We start from the raw sequence: 17,673 nt of genomic DNA, 5'->3' as shown, positions 1-17,673 counted from the left end.
AAGAAAATAAGAATTTTTACCTTCGGTGTCCCAAGAGAGCAGGGCACTTGATGTGGTGAAGCGGAGAATTTGATGGCTTCTGCAGCGGAACAATTGGCCTCGAACCTGAATTTTTCTACCTTTGCAAAAGCAGAGGATCTGAAAAAGCGCATTTGGTTCACGTTGGCTGCCCTTCTTGTCTATCGTCTCGGAACTCACATTCCGCTGCCGGGACTGAACCCGGAAGCCTATGCGGCGGCCTTTAAAGGTCAGTCCGGCGGCATTCTGGGGCTGTTCAACATGTTTTCGGGTGGTGCAGTGCAGCGCATGGCGATTTTTGCGCTCGGCATCATGCCCTATATTTCTGCATCGATCATCGTGCAGTTGATGACCTCCGTCGTGCCATCGCTCGAAAACCTCAAGAAAGAGGGTGAGCAGGGCCGTAAAATCATCAACCAATATACCCGTTACGGCACAGTTTTGCTCGGCACACTGCAAGCTTATGGCATCGCGGTTGGCCTCGAGCATGGCGCTGGACTGGTCAATGATCCTGGCATTTTCTTCCGTATTTCCACCGTTGTAACCCTTTTGGGCGGCACGATGTTCCTGATGTGGCTTGGTGAGCAGATCACGTCGCGTGGTATTGGCAATGGTATCTCGCTGATCATCTTTGCGGGTATTGCTGCCGGTTTGCCAACGGCGCTGGCCGGGACTCTTGAACTCGGCCGTACGGGTGCGCTGTCAACGGCTGCGATCCTGACAGTGATTGTTGTTGCTATTCTGGTGATTGCTTTGATCGTGTTTTTCGAACGCGCTCAACGTCGTCTGCTGATCCAGTATCCGAAGCGCCAGGTTGGCAATCGCATGTTCCAGGGCGACACATCGCATTTGCCACTGAAGCTCAACACATCTGGCGTTATCCCCGCGATTTTTGCCAGCTCGCTGCTTCTGCTGCCTGCAACTGCGGCTGGCTTTACCGGAACATCGACGCTGCCTTCCTGGGCAACCAGCATCATCAGTGCTCTTGGCCACGGTCAGCCAGCTTACATGGTGCTCTATGCGTTGTTGATCGGCTTTTTCGCATTCTTCTACACGGCGATCGTCTTCAATCCGAAGGACACCGCCGATAACCTTAAAAAGCACGGCGGGTTTATTCCGGGGATTCGGCCCGGTGATCGTACGGCGGAATATATTGACTATGTTCTCACCCGTATAACCTTGGTTGGTGCGATTTACCTTGTATTCGTCTGTATTCTTCCCGAAATTTTGGTTTCCCAAACGGGGGTTCCCTTATCCCTTGGTGGTACATCGCTTTTGATTGTTGTCAGCGTGACCCTTGATACGGTAGCACAGATACAGGGGCACTTGATTGCGCAGCAATACGAGGGGCTGATCAAGAAATCAAAATTGCGTGGAGGGAAGAGGGGAAGATGAGATTAATACTGTTAGGGCCGCCCGGGGCCGGGAAGGGCACTCAGGCGCACAGGATTGTCGAAAAATACGGCATTCCTCAGCTGTCCACTGGTGACATGTTGCGTGCGGCTGTGGCTGCACAAACTGAGGTTGGCAAGCGTGCGAAAGCCGTGATGGACGCGGGTAAACTCGTGTCTGATGATATTGTGATTGCAATTGTTGCAGAACGAATCGATCAGGTTGATTGCGAAAACGGCTTTATTCTCGATGGCTTCCCCCGGACGTTGGTTCAAGCGGATGCGACGGAAAAGATGCTTCAGGCCAAAGGCATTGAGCTTTCGGCTGTTGTTGAAATCCGCGTTGAGGATGATGTTCTTGCCGACCGAATCGCTGGCCGCTATACCTGCGCCAATTGCGGTACGGGCTACCACGATGACAACCTGAAGCCTCAGGTTCCTGGTGTTTGTGATAAGTGTGGATCGACGCATTTCAAGCGTCGTCCTGACGATAATCGGGACACTGTCAAAACCCGTTTGCAGGCCTATTACAAGGAGACCTCTCCTTTGATCGGCTATTATTACGCAAAGGGCAAACTGCGCTCTGTTGACGGCATGGCCGACATCGACAGCGTGACAGCAGAAATAGAAAGCGTTCTCTCCGGTCTTTAATTCTATCGGGGTGAATTTCTTTTGCGGAGCAGTTGCTTTTTGCGCCTGATTCCGTTAAACAGCGCGCCAACTCGCGAAAGTTCATGGGTCGGCGCGTTCTTCCACTTTTGGGGGACGGGGTCGGTCTTTTTGACTTGTTGAGAACCCAAATAAATCGGCGGCCCTAATATCGGCTGTCAAACGAGACACCACTTGCCGGATGGCAACTGGAACGCAAGGAGAATAGGCGTGGCACGTATCGCTGGCGTCAACATCCCAACAGCAAAGCGCGTTATCATTGCGCTGACCTATATTCACGGGATTGGTCCAAAGTTCGCGCAAGAAATCATGGACAAGGTCGGCTTGGCTGCTGACCGTCGCGTCCATCAGCTCACCGATGCTGAAGTTCTTGCAATTCGCGAAACTATCGACCGCGATTATCGCGTAGAAGGTGATCTTCGTCGCGAAACTTCAATGAACATCAAGCGTCTGATGGACCTCGGTTGCTACCGCGGCCTTCGTCATCGTCGCGGCTTGCCAGTGCGCGGTCAGCGTACGCATACGAATGCTCGTACGCGTAAGGGTCCTGCCAAGGCGATTGCTGGTAAGAAGAAGTAATTTTCGCTTACAGGCGAATTGAAGGCTGGCGCGTCAGTGCCGGCCTTGTTGCAGTTAAGGGGTTGGCTTTCGGGTTTGCCCCGGTGGAGCCGCTGGTGTTACGGCGGTGAAGAGATCAATGAAAGGGAATTGAATGGCCAAGGAAGCCACACGTATTCGCCGTCGCGAACGCAAAAACATCTCGTCGGGCGTTGCGCACGTAAACTCGACTTTTAACAATACAATGATCACCATTACGGATGCCCAGGGCAATGCTATTGCCTGGTCTTCTGCTGGTGCCAAGGGCTTCAAGGGTTCTCGCAAGTCCACGCCGTTTGCAGCTCAGATCGCTGCTGAAGATTGCGCCAAGAAGGCACAGGAACACGGCATGAAGTCGCTGGAAGTAGAAGTTTGTGGCCCAGGTTCTGGTCGCGAATCTGCTCTGCGCGCGCTGCAGGCTGCTGGTTTCATGATTACGTCGATCCGTGACGTAACACCGATTCCACACAACGGCTGCCGCCCTCGCAAGAAGCGCCGCGTCTGATCATTCTTAATCGGCCGGGTGTGTGTTTGCGCGCGCCCGGTTCTTCTCATGCTCGGTCGTCACGATTGAATGGTGGCGACGAACGGAAGGTAAACATATGATTCAGAAGAATTGGCAGGAATTGATCAAGCCGAATAAGGTTGAATTCACGTCAAGCGGTCGCACAAAGGCAACTCTGGTTGCTGAGCCGCTCGAGCGTGGTTTTGGTCTGACACTCGGCAACGCCTTGCGGCGGGTTCTGTTGTCTTCGTTGCGTGGTGCTGCGGTAACGGCTGTTCAGATTGACGGCGTTCTGCACGAGTTTTCTTCTATCCCTGGTGTTCGCGAAGATGTGACTGACATCGTTCTGAACATCAAGGAAATCGCCATCAAGATGGACGGCGATGATGCAAAGCGCATGGTTGTTCGCAAGCAGGGCCCAGGTGTGGTGACTGCCGGTGATATCCAGACGGTCGGCGATATCGAAATTCTGAACCCCAACCACGTGATCTGCACGCTGGACGAAGGTGCGGAAATTCGCATGGAGTTCACGGTCAACAACGGTAAGGGTTACGTCCCTGCCGATCGTAATCGTGCCGAAGATGCTCCGATTGGCCTTATCCCAGTCGACAGCCTCTATTCGCCAGTCAAGAAGGTGTCCTACAAGGTTGAAAATACCCGTGAAGGTCAGGTTCTCGATTACGATAAGCTGATCATGACGGTCGAAACCGATGGTTCTATTTCTGTTGAAGACGCGGTGGCTTTTGCTGCTCGCATTCTGCAGGATCAGCTGTCTGTCTTCGTCAACTTCGATGAGCCACAGCGTGAAGCAGAAGAAGAGTCGGTCACTGAACTGGCATTCAACCCAGCCCTGCTGAAGAAGGTTGATGAGCTGGAACTTTCGGTGCGCTCTGCAAACTGCTTGAAGAACGATAACATCGTTTACATCGGTGATCTGATCCAGAAAACCGAAGCAGAAATGCTGCGCACGCCGAACTTTGGTCGCAAGTCGTTGAACGAGATCAAGGAAGTCTTGGCTTCCATGGGTCTGCATCTGGGCATGGAAGTTCCAGCCTGGCCGCCAGAGAACATCGAAGATCTCGCAAAGCGCTACGAAGACCAATATTAATAACAGATAAGGCAGGTTCAACTCTGCCTTTCCCAGTCAAACAGCGGGCCGATGGTAAACCGGGTGCCCGTATGTGTCAGGAAACGGCAGTGTCGCCACAAGATGTGAGCACCTGCACTAAAGGAGACGAGCAATGCGCCATCAGAAGGCCGGCCGCAAGCTGAATAGAACTGCAAGCCATCGTAAGGCAATGTTTGCCAATATGGCTGCTTCGCTCATCACGCATGAGCAGATCGTAACAACACTGCCAAAGGCGAAGGAAATTCGCCCGATCGTTGAAAAGCTGGTAACGCTCGGCAAGCGTGGCGACCTGCATGCACGCCGTCAGGCTGTCTCGCAGATCCGCGACGTTGACGCTGTTCGCAAGCTGTTTGACGCGATCGCAACACGTTACGCTACCCGTAACGGTGGCTACCTGCGTATTATGAAGGCTGGTTACCGTCAGGGCGATAATGCGCCTCTGGCTGTTATCGAATTCGTTGAGCGCGATGTTGATGCGAAGGGCGCAGCTGACAAGGCTCGCGTTGCTGCTGAAGCAGAAGCTGCAGAAGCCGCATAATAGAAGCGCAGACTTTCGGGTTTGTGAGAGCCGGATGGGAAACCATCCGGCTTTTTTTGCTATTCCGGGATGTAGATGGTCTTTTTGATATGTTTTAGCTGTGCGACGACCACAAAGGACATGATGACCAGCAGGGACCAGGAACTCCATTTTCCCAAGTGCACCATAGACCAGCCAAATTGCTGATTGGGATAGCGCCATATGCCGAAAATCGTGCTGATGTTTTCAGCAAGCCAGATGAAAAATCCAATGAGGATGAAAGAGAGCAGAAGGGGCATCCGTCTCGGCCGATCATAGGGGACGTAGATCACTGTGGATCTGGCGTAAAGCCCGAGTGTGCAGGCGGCGATGTACCAGCGGAAATCACCGATGTAATGGTGGGTGAAAAAATTGGTGTAGATTGCCAGGGCGATGGCGGTCGACATCCAATAGGGTGGATGGTGCCGGATGCGCACATCCAGCAAGCGCCAGGCTTGAATGATGTAAGAGCCCACGGCGGCGTACATGAAGCCTGCAAAGAGCGGCACGCCAAAGAGTTTGGTATAGGCGAAATCGGGATAAGACCAGGATTGGATGCTGCCTGAGGTTTTGAAAACCTCTAACGCAAATCCGAGGACATGGAACATTGCAATCGTCTTTGCTTCATCCCAGGTTTCCAGACGGGTGATTATCATGGCTGCCTGTATTGCAAGTGCGATGATCAGCAGCAGGTCATAACGGGGTATGCCAATGAGGCCCGCGCGTGGCACGAGAAAGATTGCCAGAAAGAACAGACCAACAAAAACGCAAGAGCGTGCTTCCTTTATGCCGAAATAAACAAACTCGATAATGAAGCGTTTGAAGCCGCTGATGTGTCGAAAAGGGCGACCATGGAGAAGAAAGGTGTCGAGCGTGTTTAAAAAATGCTGGCTTTTGTAGGCTTGATTTAAATTAGGTGGCATGTCGTCTCTGTGGTTGTTTCAGGTCAGTTCATCTGCGTGTTCCATACACGGTCATCTCGATCGCAGGGTTTCGTTTGGACCTTCGCCGAAAAGTGCTTTGTACTCCATCGAAAATCGCCCGAGGTGGAAAAATCCCCATTGTGTCGCTGTTCCTGTGACAGCATTTTTATGTTTCGCACGAATGAGGGCTTGCCGTGCGCCGTTCAGTCGCCTTATTCGGAACCAATAATCGGCCTTGTAGCCATAGGCTCTTTGCAATGCAGATGTAATTTCTGCGGGTGTTGTTTGTAGCGCCTGTGCCAGCGCTGCAAGATTTGAAGGCTGCTGATCGTCGTTCTTGAGATGGTGTTCTATTTTTTTGAGAAGATCGACAAGGGCTGGGCGGGTAAGGTTCATTCTCACAGTGCTGTGAAACAGGTGCTGGCAATGCATGAGGCGCATAAACAGAATGTCTTCCAGCGCCTCCGCCATCTCAATTGTCATAGGTTCGTCTTGAGCGAGAAGACAGTTCAACCAATCCACAAGTTGAACATCGTAAGGACTGATTGGGCGCGATTCCACGCTTGGTGATCTATTCTCCGTGCCCGCGAGCTTGAGAGGCAGTTCAACATTGATAATTTCGCTTTCTCCACTCTGCTGGATGAGAAGCTCGGTTCCGCCGCGGCGCATGGCGACAACAGCTTCACTTTCGTAATGGGCGTTCACGCGCCAGCCATGGTGCGATTGGCGCGGAAAGAGCAGGCAGAGTTGATCGCGTGGGCTGCTGGTATCCTGCGTCACCGCCATGTTGATGCGTTCACGCGCAATTGTGATTTGGCCAATCCTCAGCATTTCGTGGGTTGCTTTGAATCGGCCTGAGCCAAATTGGTTGGTGTGCACACTCCAGTCCTGCTGCGAAACCGAATAGTCGCTGACATCGAGATAGGTCTGCTTGTTCCGCACGGGCATGATCCCTGCCTGATTTTTAGGCGAGACCTCAGTGGCGCGGTGGATAGCTCTATCAAATCCCATCATTTAACCTTGATCAGTCAACAATTGGAGGAGTTGTTTATGACACTTAAGATACACGGTTCTGTGCTTTTGGCACTGGCAATTTCGACTTCGGTGGTGCACGCGGAAGAATCGAAATGGCTGACCCCGACAATGGTCAATGCCCGCGCCGCCATGATGGACCCAAGCCTGAATTTTCTCACTTTTCAAAATCTGGATCACATGTTTGCAACCCGGACGGTAGAGGCGGGTAAGGCTGCCGCGCCCTTGCCGCGCGCGATTGGTCCCATCGGCGATAAATTCACCTTTGACGGCAAAGATGAGAGCTTGAACAGCTTTTTGGAAAGCACAGCGACAAACGCGCTGTTGGTGATCAAAGACGGCAAGATTGTTCAGGAGGTCTATCGCAACGGCAGCCATGACACGACACGTTTCATGTCATTTTCCATGGCCAAATCGCTGCTGGCCACCATGATCGGGATTGCGGTTTCGGAAGGCAAGATCAAGAGCGTCAACGATAAGGTTGAAGACTATTTGCCGTCTTGGAAGGGCACGGCCTACGCAGGCGTGCGCATTCTTGATCTGCTGCGGATGCGCTCGGGGATTGACTGGCAGGAGGTCTACAAGTTTGGCAGCGATACGCAGTTGACCGAGGTGCACAACAACTCCTTGGTGGGCTACAAATATCGTTGGTGCGATTACGCCCGCGATAAGGCAAAGACGTTGAATCCCCCCGGCAAGGTATTCAATTATTCCACCCTTGATACATCTGTTTTGGGATGTGTCCTCGAAGCCGCTGTTGGCCAAAAGGGCGCAAACTACATGAGCGAAAAGATATGGAAGCCAGCGGGCATGGAGGCCAGCGCCTATTATTTGCTGGACGGGCCTGAAGATGTCGGTCGCGAGTTTTATGGCGCTGGCTACAATGCCACCTTGCGCGATTATGGCCGTTTTGGTCTGATGATGCTCAACGGCGGCAAAGCGAATGGCCATCAAGTTGTGCCGAAAGATTGGGTGGCGCTCTCTACCCGAGCACCAGAGGATTCGTCGCTGGTCGATCCGGATGTCGGCGTTGGCTATGCTTACCAATGGTGGACAGTTCACAACTCACCGGCCTATTCGGCCATAGGTCTGTTCAATCAGTACACTTATGTGAATCCTGAGACCCATACGGTGATTGTGAAACTGGATGCGCCAGCAAGTCCTTTGGGATTTGACAAGGATAACTTGGCATTCTTCAAAAAGATTTCCGAAAATCTCACCGTGAAATAGCACCGAGGGCTTTGGGAAAGCGTTATTTTGAGCCTTTGAGTGAGGGAGCCGACATTCGGGAGGATGTCGGCTTCTCCTCATTTGCGGTTCGTTATAGAACGCGCCTGTTATCTTTTGAATCGTTTAGGGCTGAGCATATGCATGTTGACCAAAGGTCTCGCCAGATCGGGCTGGTTGTTGCGGCAATTTTAGTGATCATTTTGGGCTTGTCGCTCAGGGCTTTTGGTTATCGCTTAGGCCTATCGTTCCTGATCGTGAAATATGGTGGCTCGCTGCTTTGGGGCGCTATGGTTTATCTTCTGATAGCCGCCACCTTGCCGCGACAGAAAACCGGGATTGTTTGGCCTCTTGCAACCGCTCTCGCCATTGCGGTTGAACTGTTACGTCTTGTGCATACGCCATGGCTGGATGCATTTCGCGAAACCACGGCAGGAGCCTTGTTGCTGGGCAAGGTGTTTTCCCTGTGGAATATTCTGGCCTACACGCTTGGTATCACGCTCGCGGCGCTGATCTCGGATTGGCTGGGTGGCAAAGTTAGCAGGGGCCGTCTCGAGGATCAGCCGGGCTCATCACAACATCAATGAATTTCATTTGTGCGCAAACAAGCAGGCGCTTATGAGCAGAATAAGCGATGTTTTGTGCAAGATGATTTCGCGGCGGTTCCTGTTCGCCAGATCATAGAGATGGGCCTTATGACAATGGATGCAAAGGCAGTTGGGGATATAAAGGCAGTGGCGGATGTGAACGCGGTCGAGAATGGCAAGACATCGAGACTACCCAAATTTTTTGCCAAACGCGGCGTTCATTACGGCTGGATTGTTGCTGCGGTCACCTTTTTAACAATGCTGGTGACAGCGGGTGCCGTGGGCGCACCGGGCGTTTTGATTGGCCCGCTGGAAAAGGAATTCGGCTGGTCCACGGCGGAGATCTCAACGGCGCTTGCTGTTCGTCTCGTCCTCTACGGATTTATGGGCCCGTTTGCGGCGGCGTTCATGAACCATTTCGGTGTTCGCCGTGTGGCCTCAACCGCACTTGTACTGATTGCGGCTGGCGTTTTGGGGTCATTGTTCATGACCTCGGTCTGGCAGCTTTTTTTGCTGTGGGGCGTGGTGGTTGGTTTAGGCACCGGGCTGACAGCCATGGTGCTGGGCGCAACGGTGGTGACGCGATGGTTTTCGGCGCGGCGTGGTCTGGTGATGGGATTGCTGACCGCAAGCACAGCCACCGGCCAATTGGTCTTCCTGCCGCTGCTTGCCGCACTCACGGAGGCCTATGGCTGGCGCGTGGCGCTGATGTTTGTGCTCTCGATGCTGCTCTTGGCGGCTATCGGTGTTTTGTGGTTCATGCGGGATCGTCCCTCGGATATCGGCATCGCGCCTTATGGGGCAAGCGGGGCAACGGTGCCAGTCGCAGCAACAACATCGTTTAAGGGAATGCTTGCTTCGCCGTTGATCGTCTTGAAGGACGCCGCGCAGACACGCACGTTCTGGGTGCTGTTTGGCACGTTTTTCGTGTGTGGTGCCAGCACGAATGGTCTGGTGCAGACGCATTTCGTGTCGCTCTGCGGCGATTTCGGCATTGTGCCCGTCACGGCAGCCGGTATTCTGGCGATGATCGGGATTTTTGACTTTTTCGGCACAATCGGCTCAGGCTGGCTGTCCGATCGGGTTGATAGTCGCGTCTTGCTGTTCAGCTATTACGGGCTTCGCGGCCTGTCATTGATCTATCTGCCCTTCACCAATTTCAGTTTTTACGAACTGTCATTGTTTGGCATTTTCTATGGATTGGACTGGGTGGCAACTGTGCCGCCGACCGTAAAATTGGCAGCGGATCGATTTGGCGAGCGTTCCAATATGGTTTTTGGCTGGGTCTTCACCGGTCATCAATTGGGTGCGGCGTTTGCCGCTTGGGGTGGTGGCTTCAGTCGCACAGAATATGACAGCTACCTTCCAGCTTTTTTAATCGCAGGCATTTTGTGCCTGATGGCAGCTCTTTCCATGGTGCTGATTGGCCGCCGCGGTGATGACCATCAGGTCGCTGCCACTGCATAATGCAGCGTGTATGGTCGCCGATTTGCATCGGCGACCAAAACGCATCTCAGCCGATATGATAATCCTTACGGAGCTGTGCCGTCAGCTCTTCGTCCGATACAGGCACCACCAGCTCTTCCCATGTCTCCACAGGCGAAAAACCAAATTGCTGATAGAGCTGCAACGCGCGGGGGTGGTCGAGCGTGTTGGTCATCACCACCACTTTTGACGGCGCGCTTTGCCATGCAGCGTAGAGCGCCTGAAGCAGGAACCACTTGCCGATACCCAGGCCAAGCGCATGCTCAAACAGGCCGAAATAGGACAGCTCGACAACGTTGTCGGGTTGCTCGCATAGCTCAAAAAAGCCAGCTGGCGCGCCATTCACATAGAGCACGGAAATCGACACATCCTTGTGGTGAATAACCGCTTGGAGCGCGCTATCGCTCATTTTAAGGCGTTTATACCAGTGCCAGCGGCCACCAACCTGCCGATAGAGAAACCGGTAGTAAGCCAGTGGCATCTCGGTTGCCCGAATAATTGCAGTCTGAATATTGATTGGCACTGGCAGACTGGTCTTGGGTGCCGATGTCATTTCCAGCTTGGTGACATGGGCGCTCAACGGTGCGGGCAGGGCCGTTTCAAGCGGCTCTGCCGGGCCGGTCACAACTGGCGTGTCCTTTTTCGAGCTCCATTCAGACCATGAGCCATCGTAAAGCGTATTGCTGCGATGGCCGATCGATTCAAGTGCAAGAGTAATTGCCGCTGCCGTCACACCCGATCCGCAACTGGTGACAACCGGCCTGGTGAGATCAATGCCTGCTTCCATGAAGATGGAGCGCAGGGTTGCCAGATTCTTCAAATGGCCGTTCTCACTGAGAGAGGTCACAGGCACGGAGCGCGCGCCCGGCATATGGCCAGAGCGCATGCCAGCACGCGGCTCGGCAACCTCGCCGGTAAAGCGGCCAGCCGGGCGGGCATCGGCAATTTGGCTGCTGGCTTCGTCAACAATTTTGCGCATATCGGCAAAGGAGGTGACGCGCGCCTCATTGAAGACCGCGTTGAAGGTCGCGGGTGCCGGTTCCGGCAGGTCGGTTTCCAAAGGCAAGCCCTGCTGCTTCCAGCCGTCCAAACCGCCGTCAAGCACAAACACATTCGGCGCGCCCATCACGCGCAACATCCACCAGACGCGGGGTGCGGAAAAAAGGCCCGGCCCGTCATAAACAACAATGGTATCTGTGTCGGCAATGCCCAGCTTACCAACGGCATCGGCAAAGCTTTCGGGCGAAGGAAGGGTGTGGGGCAGTGAAGAGGAATTGTCCGCGATCTGATCTTGATCGAAAAAGACAGCGCCCGGAATATGACCTTCCGAATATTCCACCGCAGCATTGCGGTTATGAGCGGGCAGATACCATGAAGCGTCGACAACGCGAAATTGAGGTGCCCCCAATTGCTTGCGCACCCATTCGGCAGACACGATAAACCGGCTTCTCTCCGCGGACATGCTTCTCTCCGTTGCTATCAGGCCAAAGCATCCATTGATCCGAAGCGAATTCGGAAACGCCGGTTCTCCTTGCCCTTTTTCTCGATTTTGGCGATGTGAATCGCACCAACTTCCTGCGTCTCAGACACATGTGTGCCGCCGCAGGGCTGGCTGTCAACGGCGGAGTTCTCTCCAATGCAAACAAGGCTAACGCGACCCAAACCAAGTGGCGGCCTAACATTTTTGGATTTTACGATATTCGGATTGGCGCGCAACTCGTCATCGGTGATCCAGTTCACAAAGACCGGATGATTTTCCGTCACCAGTTGCATCATCTTCTCGGTGACATCCGCGCGCTCAATGGTGTCGGTCATGTCAAAATCCACCCGGCTTTCGTCTTCACCAACAGATGCACCGGTGATGGGGTAGGGGCAGACAACAGAAAGAAGGTGGCAGGCCGTGTGCATGCGCATCAGCTTGTAGCGGCGCGGCCAGTCCACATGCAGCACCAGCTTTTCGCCAATCTCTGCAACGGGCTGATCAGCGAGAGGCTTATGCAGAATGATGGACTTGTCCGCGCCATGCACGGTCATACCAAGCTGAATTTTAGAGCCGTCAGCGCGCTCCAGAAAGCCGGTGTCCCCCGGCTGTCCGCCGGAGGTAGCGTAAAAGCATGTCTGGTCCAGCTCAATCGAGCCATCTTCATGCACGGCCGTCACATTGGCCTCCGCTGTCGAAAGATAGAAATCGTCACGAAACAGAGGCAATGTGGGCATGGTCATCCTTACGGTGTTTCAAAGGGAATGGTAAAATCAGGCTTGGTGCTGATCCACTCGGGCTGTGGCAGACCTTTTTGCTTGAGAAAATCGGCGTTGAAAAGCTTGGACTGATAACGATTACCGTAATCGCACAGGATCGTCACGATTGTATGGCCGGGGCCAAGATCACGCGCTAAGCGGATGGCACCGGCAATGTTGATGCCTGAGGAGCCGCCAAGGCACAGGCCTTCGTGTTCCACGAGATCAAATACAATCGGCAGGGCTTCGGCATCCGGGATCTGATAGGCAAAATCCGGCGTGAATCCTTCCAGATTGGCGGTGATGCGGCCTTGGCCAATGCCTTCGGTGATGGAGGAGCCGGAGGACTTCAGTTCACCATTGGTGTAGAATTCATAGAGGGCAGCCCCTTCCGGATCGGCCAGACCGATTTTGACAGATGGCTTGAGATTGCGAAGCCCCATGCCTGTGCCCGCCAGCGTGCCGCCGGAGCCAACGGCGCAAATGAAGCCATCAACCGTGCCTGCGGTTTGTTCGAAAATCTCGCGGGCAGTGGTTTCAATATGGGCGTTGCGGTTGACGGTATTGTCAAACTGGTTGGCCCAAATGGCTCCATTTGGCTCGGTCTTGGCCAGCTCCGCGGCCAGTCTGCCCGAGAGCTTCACGTAATTATTGGGATTTTTATAGGGAACGGCAGGCACTTCCACCAGCTCTGCTCCCAGCAGACGCAGGGCGTCCTTCTTTTCCTGACTTTGCGTTTCCGGAATGACAATCACGGTGCGATAGCCAAGCGCCTTGGCCACCAACGTCAGGCCAATGCCGGTATTGCCCGCCGTGCCTTCAACAATAACACCACCGGGCCGCAGCAGACCGCGGCGCTCGGCATCCTTGATGATGTAGAGGGCGGCGCGATCCTTGACCGACTGGCCGGGATTGAGAAATTCTGCCTTGCCGAGAATGGTGCAGCCGGTGGCCTGTGATGCCGCCTTCAGCCGGATGAGGGGCGTGTTGCCAATCGCTTCAAGTACGGAGGGGTGAAATGCCATGATCACGCTTTCTGTTTCCCGGAAGATAGAGCATTTCCAGCAAAGGTGTATAGCGGTTTTGCGGGCGGAAATGCATAAAAACAGTGCGTGTTTTCAACCTATAGGGCTTGAATGACAAGAAATGTCATTGCGCGGCAAGGGGTAAAGACGAAAAACCTTGCTTCAATCACCATCATCCACAGACAGGGCCTTATAGGCGGCCAGAGCCTCTTCACGGGCATGCTTGTGATCGACAATCGGCTCAGGATAGGTTGAGCCAAGAACAATACCGGCTTTGGCGAGGATCGGCGCGGGAGCCTCAAAGGGTCTATGGATCAGGCTGTTGGGAAGCTTTGCAAGTTCCGGCACAAATTGGCGAATATAGGCTCCGTCCGGGTCAAATTTCTCGCCCTGGGTGATGGGGTTGAAAATGCGAAAAAACGGTGAGGCGTCAGCGCCGGAGCCTGCAACCCATTGCCAGCTGGCAGCGTTTGAAGCCGGATCGGCATCAAGCAGGGTATCGCGAAACCACGCTTCGCCTTCGCGCCAGTCGATCATCAAATCCTTGATCAGAAAAGAGGCCGCAATCATCCGCACGCGATTATGCATCGTGCCATGCTGCCAGAGCTGGCGCATTCCAGCATCCACAATCGGATAGCCCGTCCGCCCTTGCTGCCAAGCCTGTAGTCGAGTCTGGTTCTTGACCCAAGGGAAGCTATCAAACTTGGCGTTCCAGTTTTCGCTCCGCAACGCCGGAAAGTGAAACAGCAAATGATAGGAGAAATCGCGCCAGACCAGCTCTTTTCGAAAATGCACAATGTCTTCGCTCTCAATTGCATCTGGCAGATCAATCGTGCCATGCCAGATTTGGGCAGGCGAAATTTCACCCAATGCCAGATGCGCGGAAAGCTGTGAGGTGGAATCGGCTGCCGGAAAGTCCCTCTGGCGGCGATAGCCTTTCAAGCCGTGTTTGATGAAGTGTTGCAGTCTTTGTTGCGCGCCATTTTCGCCCGGCGACCAAATTTCCGCAAAGGTTTTGGCCCAGTTGGGTTTGGTTGGAAGCAGATTCCAGCTTTCAAGAGGCTCGCTGTCTGGCCAGATCTCTGGCGTTTTGATCGTATCGGGGGCGGCAAGCGGTGGCGGCGGATCGCCTGCACGTTCAATGGCGCGCCAAAAGGGCGTGTAGACCCGATAAGAGCCGCCAGTGCCAGTCTTGACCTGCGATGGTTCATGCAAAAGAAAGCCGCTATGGCTGTGGGCCGTCAAGCCTGCCTGTCGCAAACGGGTCTTGATTTGGGTGTCAATGGCCATTCCAGCCGGATCGTAACGACGGTTCCAATGAACCGTATTTGCACCGGTCTCTTTGATCAATGTGTCCAGCACATCGGCGGCAGGCCCGCTTCGCAAAATCAATCGGCTTCCGAGCTTTTCCAAATCATTGGCAAGGCTTTTAAGGGAATGATGCAGCCACCAGCCTTGCGCAGCGCCCAAGGGGCCTGTGTCTGCATCCTGCGGCTCACGGATATAGGCGGCGATAACCGGCTGCGCCGATTGAATGGCAGCCGTCAAGGCCCTGTTGTCGCCCAGTCGCAAATCCTTGCGAAGCCAGACGAGTGTTGTTGATGTCGGTGAGGGCATAAGCAAACTCGCATAGGATGATGTGGTCTCTATACGCCGTCACACATTCCATGGATCAGTCTTGTCTTTTGAAAAGAACGGCTGAGGTCACGAGGCGGGTGTGCCGCGTGACAGTGTCGTCAAGCGTTCTTGTTCCTGCCTGATCATACTCATAATTTCAACGGCACTTTCTCGCACGTACAGACGGTGTAGTTTTTCGGCCACCGGCGCATTTGTCAGCAAAAATGTGTAGCGCTCCCGCTCAAACCACCGAAAGTCGATCACATTGTTCATGTTCACGTAAATCGGGAGTCCGTCACCATCATGAAGTTCAAGCCACATATCATTTTCCGTTTTTTTTCATCTATTTGCTCGTAATAACAAACAAATGTGAAGAGTGGGTTGCGCCATAGGCTATTTTCCGCCGACGCTGCCAAGGCAGTTATTGGTAGCCCAGTTCCTTCAGTTTCAACCCTGAGACAAGAAAGCTCATCGGGTTGATTGGCACACCATTTCGGCGGATTTCATAATGCAGGTGGGGGCCGGTGGAACGGCCGGTGGATCCCGCAAAGCCAATAACCTGCCCCTCATCGACCATATCTCCGGTTTTGACGTTGAGGCGCGACATATGGCCGTAGCGGGTTGTAACACCCTGGCCGTGGTCGATCTCAACCATATTGCCGTAGCCATTCACCTCGCCTGCCACCAGCACCTTGCCAGCGCCTGCGCTTTTGATCGGCGCACCCGTGGCTGCGCGAAAATCGATGCCGGGGTGCAGCGCCAGCCGGCCAAGAAGCGGATCGGTTCGGTTGCCAAATGGACTGGTGATTTCATGGGTTGGGGCAGGATTGGCGAAGGGCATGTCCTTGACGGTATCGCGGGCGGTCTCAAGCCGGTTCAGCGCGCCATCCAACCCTGCCAATGTGGGTGCAAAGCCGAGTTTTGGATCCGCTGGCATGAGGGGGCCGCCCATGGCATCTTCGCCCGCAGCCGGACTGTCGAGCTTGATTTTATTGCGGTCCAAAATTGCCTGTATCGCATTGGCTTTTTCGGTTGCCTGGGCGGTAAGGGATTGAATGCGTGCTTGCTGGCTTTGCTGAATTTGCTTCAGGGACAATGTTACATTTTGAAAGACGCGGTCAGCATTGTCCGCCACGGTTTCGGTGGATGAGCTCGTTTGCAGGCCAGCACCAAACAGCTTTGTACGATTGCTTTTTGCGCTCGTGTTCAACGCGGGCTCAGAAACGTCAGCTTTTTCCGACGACGCTTGTGATGCATCTGGTGAGGTCAGAATGCCAACGTCACCGGCGCGATCCAGCAAGGATCCGAGCTTGCCGCTGCGGGCAGAAAGAGCCATTTGCTGCTCGAGCAGACTTTGCAATTTTTCTTCCACCACTTGCTGGTCTAGCAATTGGCGGGAGGTGACGCGGTCCACCTGAGCGCGAAGCGCCGAAATCCGGTCTTCATAATCGTGCTGCATGCGCGCCTGGCGGGCCATGGAGGCACCAATCAGGCTATCGCGCATGACAAGATAGGATGTTGCGCCAAGATAGCCAATGCAGCCGACAGCGGCGAGTGTAACGGCAGCGCCCGCCATCCATGGACGTATGTTCATATGGCGGATCGTGTCGCCTGATGCCAGGATCAGGACATGCTGCTTTTGCGCGCGTGTCCAGAAGCCGTTCAAGCCGCTTTTGCCCATCTCGCACCCCGGATATTGGCTTGTCTGCCGCGCATCACGGCAGAATCGATCTCCTTCCATTACACTCTGTCATGGTTAACAAAGTCTTATGTGGTGCGGGTAAGGTGGTAAGTTCCCTGAATTTAGAGGGATTATGCGTGGCTGATGGAGGACAGGCTGCGATAAAAAGAGGGTGTCAGGCCTGCTTCCGCGCGGGCGATGTCGTTGAACGGAGCTTTCAGCGTGCCACGGAAATTGGCCCGCACCAGTTCCTGAAATGTTTTGGCCGGATCGCGCTTTTCACGGGCGCACAAAAAGCGAAACCACTTTGCGCCAACGGCAACATGGCCTTTCTCATCGTCATAGATTGTCTTTAAGACATCAGCGCTTTCATGGTCGCCGGTTTCTCGCATTTTGACTTGCAGTGACGGCGTCACATCAAGGCCGCGTGCTTCCAAAATCAGCGGCACGACGGCAAGCCGGGCCGTGAGGTCGTTGCGGGTCGAATGGGCGGCCTGCCACAGGCCGTCATGGGCGCTCATATCGCCATAATCGGCACCCAATGCTCTCAGGCGATCGCGCACCAAACCAAAATGCTTGGCCTCCTCAAAGGCCACCAGCATCCAGCCATCAAAGAAGGAATGTGGTACAGGCTCGCTGGCAAAACGTGCGACAATATCCAGCGCGAGATCGACAGCATTCAATTCTATATGTGCGAGTGCATGCAGCATGGCAATGCGGCCGGGCAGGGTGTGCAGCGAGCGCTTTTCCGTGGCTTTTGGCGGCACGAGAACAGGTTTTGAAGGGCGTCCCGGCCTGTCTGGCAAGGGCGGATCAAGTGGCGAGCGCAAAGAGAGATTGCGACTATGCCACCGCCTTGCCGTTTCCTGTGCAAGGCGGATCTTGTCATCGAGGTCTGACGCGACAATGGCCATTGTCGCGCCGGCGCGGAGTGTTTGAAAAGATGTGTCAGGCAAAGATATATCAGGCATGGGGTGGTTCTACAGCATCGGC

General features: G+C 54.2%; 18 protein-coding genes. 9 read left to right on the top strand and 9 right to left on the bottom strand.

Translation table 11 applies throughout. The features are described 5' to 3' along the window. The first annotated feature begins 72 nt into the window (after positions 1 to 72). From secY to rplQ, 6 genes are all read left to right on the top strand, one after another. Positions 73 to 1,413 (top strand): preprotein translocase subunit SecY, encoded by a 1,341-nt coding sequence (gene secY, locus E6C51_RS05290; RefSeq protein WP_146929201.1) that lies wholly within the window; start codon positions 73 to 75, stop codon positions 1,411 to 1,413. After that, positions 1,410 to 2,060 carry an adenylate kinase gene (locus tag E6C51_RS05285; RefSeq protein WP_190235277.1) on the top strand — a complete coding sequence of 217 codons (651 nt, stop codon included), beginning with the start codon at positions 1,410 to 1,412 and terminating at the stop codon, positions 2,058 to 2,060. Before secY ends, E6C51_RS05285 begins: the two co-directional genes overlap by 4 nt. A gap of 228 nt (positions 2,061 to 2,288) precedes the next feature. Continuing rightward, a complete protein-coding gene (gene rpsM, locus E6C51_RS05280) occupies positions 2,289 to 2,657 on the top strand; it encodes a 30S ribosomal protein S13 (RefSeq protein ID WP_146929206.1) in 369 nt (122 codons plus the stop codon). 133 nt (positions 2,658 to 2,790) lie between these two features. Beyond that, a complete protein-coding gene (rpsK, locus tag E6C51_RS05275) occupies positions 2,791 to 3,180 on the top strand; it encodes a 30S ribosomal protein S11 (RefSeq protein WP_007598338.1) in 390 nt (129 codons plus the stop codon). 97 nt (positions 3,181 to 3,277) lie between these two features. Further along, the gene (locus tag E6C51_RS05270; RefSeq protein WP_146929209.1) at positions 3,278 to 4,288 is read left to right on the top strand and encodes a DNA-directed RNA polymerase subunit alpha; all 1,011 of its coding nucleotides are present in this window, start codon (positions 3,278 to 3,280) and stop codon (positions 4,286 to 4,288) included. Positions 4,289 to 4,421: 133 nt separating this feature from the next. After that, the gene (rplQ, locus tag E6C51_RS05265) at positions 4,422 to 4,847 is read left to right on the top strand and encodes a 50S ribosomal protein L17 (protein ID WP_146929212.1); all 426 of its coding nucleotides are present in this window, start codon (positions 4,422 to 4,424) and stop codon (positions 4,845 to 4,847) included. 59 nt (positions 4,848 to 4,906) lie between these two features. Here the strand turns inward: rplQ and E6C51_RS05260 are convergent, their stop codons facing one another. Together E6C51_RS05260 and E6C51_RS05255 are read right to left on the bottom strand one after the other, a co-directional pair. Continuing rightward, positions 4,907 to 5,788 (bottom strand): DUF817 domain-containing protein, encoded by an 882-nt coding sequence (locus tag E6C51_RS05260; protein WP_190235276.1) that lies wholly within the window; start codon positions 5,786 to 5,788, stop codon positions 4,907 to 4,909. 51 nt (positions 5,789 to 5,839) lie between these two features. Continuing rightward, positions 5,840 to 6,802 (bottom strand): helix-turn-helix domain-containing protein, encoded by a 963-nt coding sequence (locus E6C51_RS05255; protein WP_190235275.1) that lies wholly within the window; start codon positions 6,800 to 6,802, stop codon positions 5,840 to 5,842. 36 nt (positions 6,803 to 6,838) lie between these two features. On the opposite strand from E6C51_RS05255, the gene E6C51_RS05250 reads away from it, so the two are divergent. The 3 genes from E6C51_RS05250 to E6C51_RS05240 all read left to right on the top strand — a co-directional run bounded on the left by E6C51_RS05250 (position 6,839) and on the right by E6C51_RS05240 (position 10,101). Further along, positions 6,839 to 8,050: a serine hydrolase domain-containing protein gene (locus E6C51_RS05250; protein ID WP_190235274.1), complete on the top strand. Its 1,212-nt coding sequence runs from the start codon at positions 6,839 to 6,841 to the stop codon at positions 8,048 to 8,050. Between the two features lie 137 nt (positions 8,051 to 8,187). Beyond that, the gene (locus E6C51_RS05245; protein ID WP_190235273.1) at positions 8,188 to 8,634 is read left to right on the top strand and encodes a ribosomal maturation YjgA family protein; all 447 of its coding nucleotides are present in this window, start codon (positions 8,188 to 8,190) and stop codon (positions 8,632 to 8,634) included. Positions 8,635 to 8,892: 258 nt separating this feature from the next. After that, entirely contained in the window at positions 8,893 to 10,101 is a 1,209-nt protein-coding gene (locus E6C51_RS05240; RefSeq protein ID WP_190235488.1) for an MFS transporter, read from the top strand. A gap of 46 nt (positions 10,102 to 10,147) precedes the next feature. Here E6C51_RS05240 and sseA read toward each other — a convergent pair whose 3' ends face one another. The 7 genes from sseA to E6C51_RS05205 all read right to left on the bottom strand — a co-directional run bounded on the left by sseA (position 10,148) and on the right by E6C51_RS05205 (position 17,651). Further along, entirely contained in the window at positions 10,148 to 11,581 is a 1,434-nt protein-coding gene (sseA, locus tag E6C51_RS20245; RefSeq protein WP_190235272.1) for a 3-mercaptopyruvate sulfurtransferase, read from the bottom strand. 17 nt (positions 11,582 to 11,598) lie between these two features. Beyond that, on the bottom strand, positions 11,599 to 12,336 hold the full coding sequence (locus E6C51_RS05230; RefSeq protein ID WP_190235271.1) for an alanyl-tRNA editing protein: 738 nt from the start codon (positions 12,334 to 12,336) through the stop codon (positions 11,599 to 11,601). 8 nt (positions 12,337 to 12,344) lie between these two features. Continuing rightward, positions 12,345 to 13,382 carry a cysteine synthase A gene (locus E6C51_RS05225; protein ID WP_146929233.1) on the bottom strand — a complete coding sequence of 346 codons (1,038 nt, stop codon included), beginning with the start codon at positions 13,380 to 13,382 and terminating at the stop codon, positions 12,345 to 12,347. Positions 13,383 to 13,544: 162 nt separating this feature from the next. Further along, positions 13,545 to 14,999 (bottom strand): cryptochrome/photolyase family protein, encoded by a 1,455-nt coding sequence (locus E6C51_RS05220; protein ID WP_190235270.1) that lies wholly within the window; start codon positions 14,997 to 14,999, stop codon positions 13,545 to 13,547. A gap of 87 nt (positions 15,000 to 15,086) precedes the next feature. Beyond that, complete coding sequence (locus E6C51_RS05215) at positions 15,087 to 15,320, bottom strand: hypothetical protein (RefSeq protein ID WP_146929239.1); 234 nt, start codon at positions 15,318 to 15,320, stop codon at positions 15,087 to 15,089. A gap of 100 nt (positions 15,321 to 15,420) precedes the next feature. Further along, on the bottom strand, positions 15,421 to 16,680 hold the full coding sequence (locus E6C51_RS05210; protein ID WP_146931124.1) for a M23 family metallopeptidase: 1,260 nt from the start codon (positions 16,678 to 16,680) through the stop codon (positions 15,421 to 15,423). Positions 16,681 to 16,811: 131 nt separating this feature from the next. Continuing rightward, positions 16,812 to 17,651 carry a ferritin-like domain-containing protein gene (locus E6C51_RS05205; RefSeq protein WP_190235269.1) on the bottom strand — a complete coding sequence of 280 codons (840 nt, stop codon included), beginning with the start codon at positions 17,649 to 17,651 and terminating at the stop codon, positions 16,812 to 16,814. Between the last annotated feature and the right edge of the window lie 22 nt (positions 17,652 to 17,673).

This window comes from Gillisella terrae (assembly GCF_004801395.1).
Taxonomy (GTDB): Bacteria; Pseudomonadota; Alphaproteobacteria; order Rhizobiales; family Rhizobiaceae; genus Allorhizobium; species Allorhizobium terrae.
The sequence above is the reverse complement of the archived record's forward strand: the minus strand, read 5'-3'. Positions and strand labels throughout refer to the sequence as shown.

Excerpts from the sequence above, each read along its gene's own strand:
- E6C51_RS05255 (WP_190235275.1), bottom strand. The coding sequence starts at position 6,802 with ATGATGGGATTTGATAGAGCTATCCACCGCGCCACTGAGGTCTCGCCT.
- E6C51_RS05230 (WP_190235271.1), bottom strand. The coding sequence starts at position 12,336 with ATGCCCACATTGCCTCTGTTTCGTGACGATTTCTATCTTTCGACAGCG.
- E6C51_RS05225 (WP_146929233.1), bottom strand. The coding sequence starts at position 13,382 with ATGGCATTTCACCCCTCCGTACTTGAAGCGATTGGCAACACGCCCCTC.
- E6C51_RS05205 (WP_190235269.1), bottom strand. The coding sequence starts at position 17,651 with ATGCCTGATATATCTTTGCCTGACACATCTTTTCAAACACTCCGCGCC.
- secY (WP_146929201.1), top strand. The coding sequence starts at position 73 with ATGGCTTCTGCAGCGGAACAATTGGCCTCGAACCTGAATTTTTCTACC.
- E6C51_RS05245 (WP_190235273.1), top strand. The coding sequence starts at position 8,188 with ATGCATGTTGACCAAAGGTCTCGCCAGATCGGGCTGGTTGTTGCGGCA.
- E6C51_RS05260 (WP_190235276.1), bottom strand. The coding sequence starts at position 5,788 with ATGCCACCTAATTTAAATCAAGCCTACAAAAGCCAGCATTTTTTAAAC.
- E6C51_RS05220 (WP_190235270.1), bottom strand. The coding sequence starts at position 14,999 with ATGCCCTCACCGACATCAACAACACTCGTCTGGCTTCGCAAGGATTTG.
- E6C51_RS05210 (WP_146931124.1), bottom strand. The coding sequence starts at position 16,680 with ATGGGCAAAAGCGGCTTGAACGGCTTCTGGACACGCGCGCAAAAGCAG.
- E6C51_RS05270 (WP_146929209.1), top strand. The coding sequence starts at position 3,278 with ATGATTCAGAAGAATTGGCAGGAATTGATCAAGCCGAATAAGGTTGAA.
- rplQ (WP_146929212.1), top strand. The coding sequence starts at position 4,422 with ATGCGCCATCAGAAGGCCGGCCGCAAGCTGAATAGAACTGCAAGCCAT.
- E6C51_RS05240 (WP_190235488.1), top strand. The coding sequence starts at position 8,893 with ATGCTGGTGACAGCGGGTGCCGTGGGCGCACCGGGCGTTTTGATTGGC.
- E6C51_RS05250 (WP_190235274.1), top strand. The coding sequence starts at position 6,839 with ATGACACTTAAGATACACGGTTCTGTGCTTTTGGCACTGGCAATTTCG.
- rpsK (WP_007598338.1), top strand. The coding sequence starts at position 2,791 with ATGGCCAAGGAAGCCACACGTATTCGCCGTCGCGAACGCAAAAACATC.
- E6C51_RS05285 (WP_190235277.1), top strand. The coding sequence starts at position 1,410 with ATGAGATTAATACTGTTAGGGCCGCCCGGGGCCGGGAAGGGCACTCAG.
- sseA (WP_190235272.1), bottom strand. The coding sequence starts at position 11,581 with ATGTCCGCGGAGAGAAGCCGGTTTATCGTGTCTGCCGAATGGGTGCGC.
- E6C51_RS05215 (WP_146929239.1), bottom strand. The coding sequence starts at position 15,320 with ATGTGGCTTGAACTTCATGATGGTGACGGACTCCCGATTTACGTGAAC.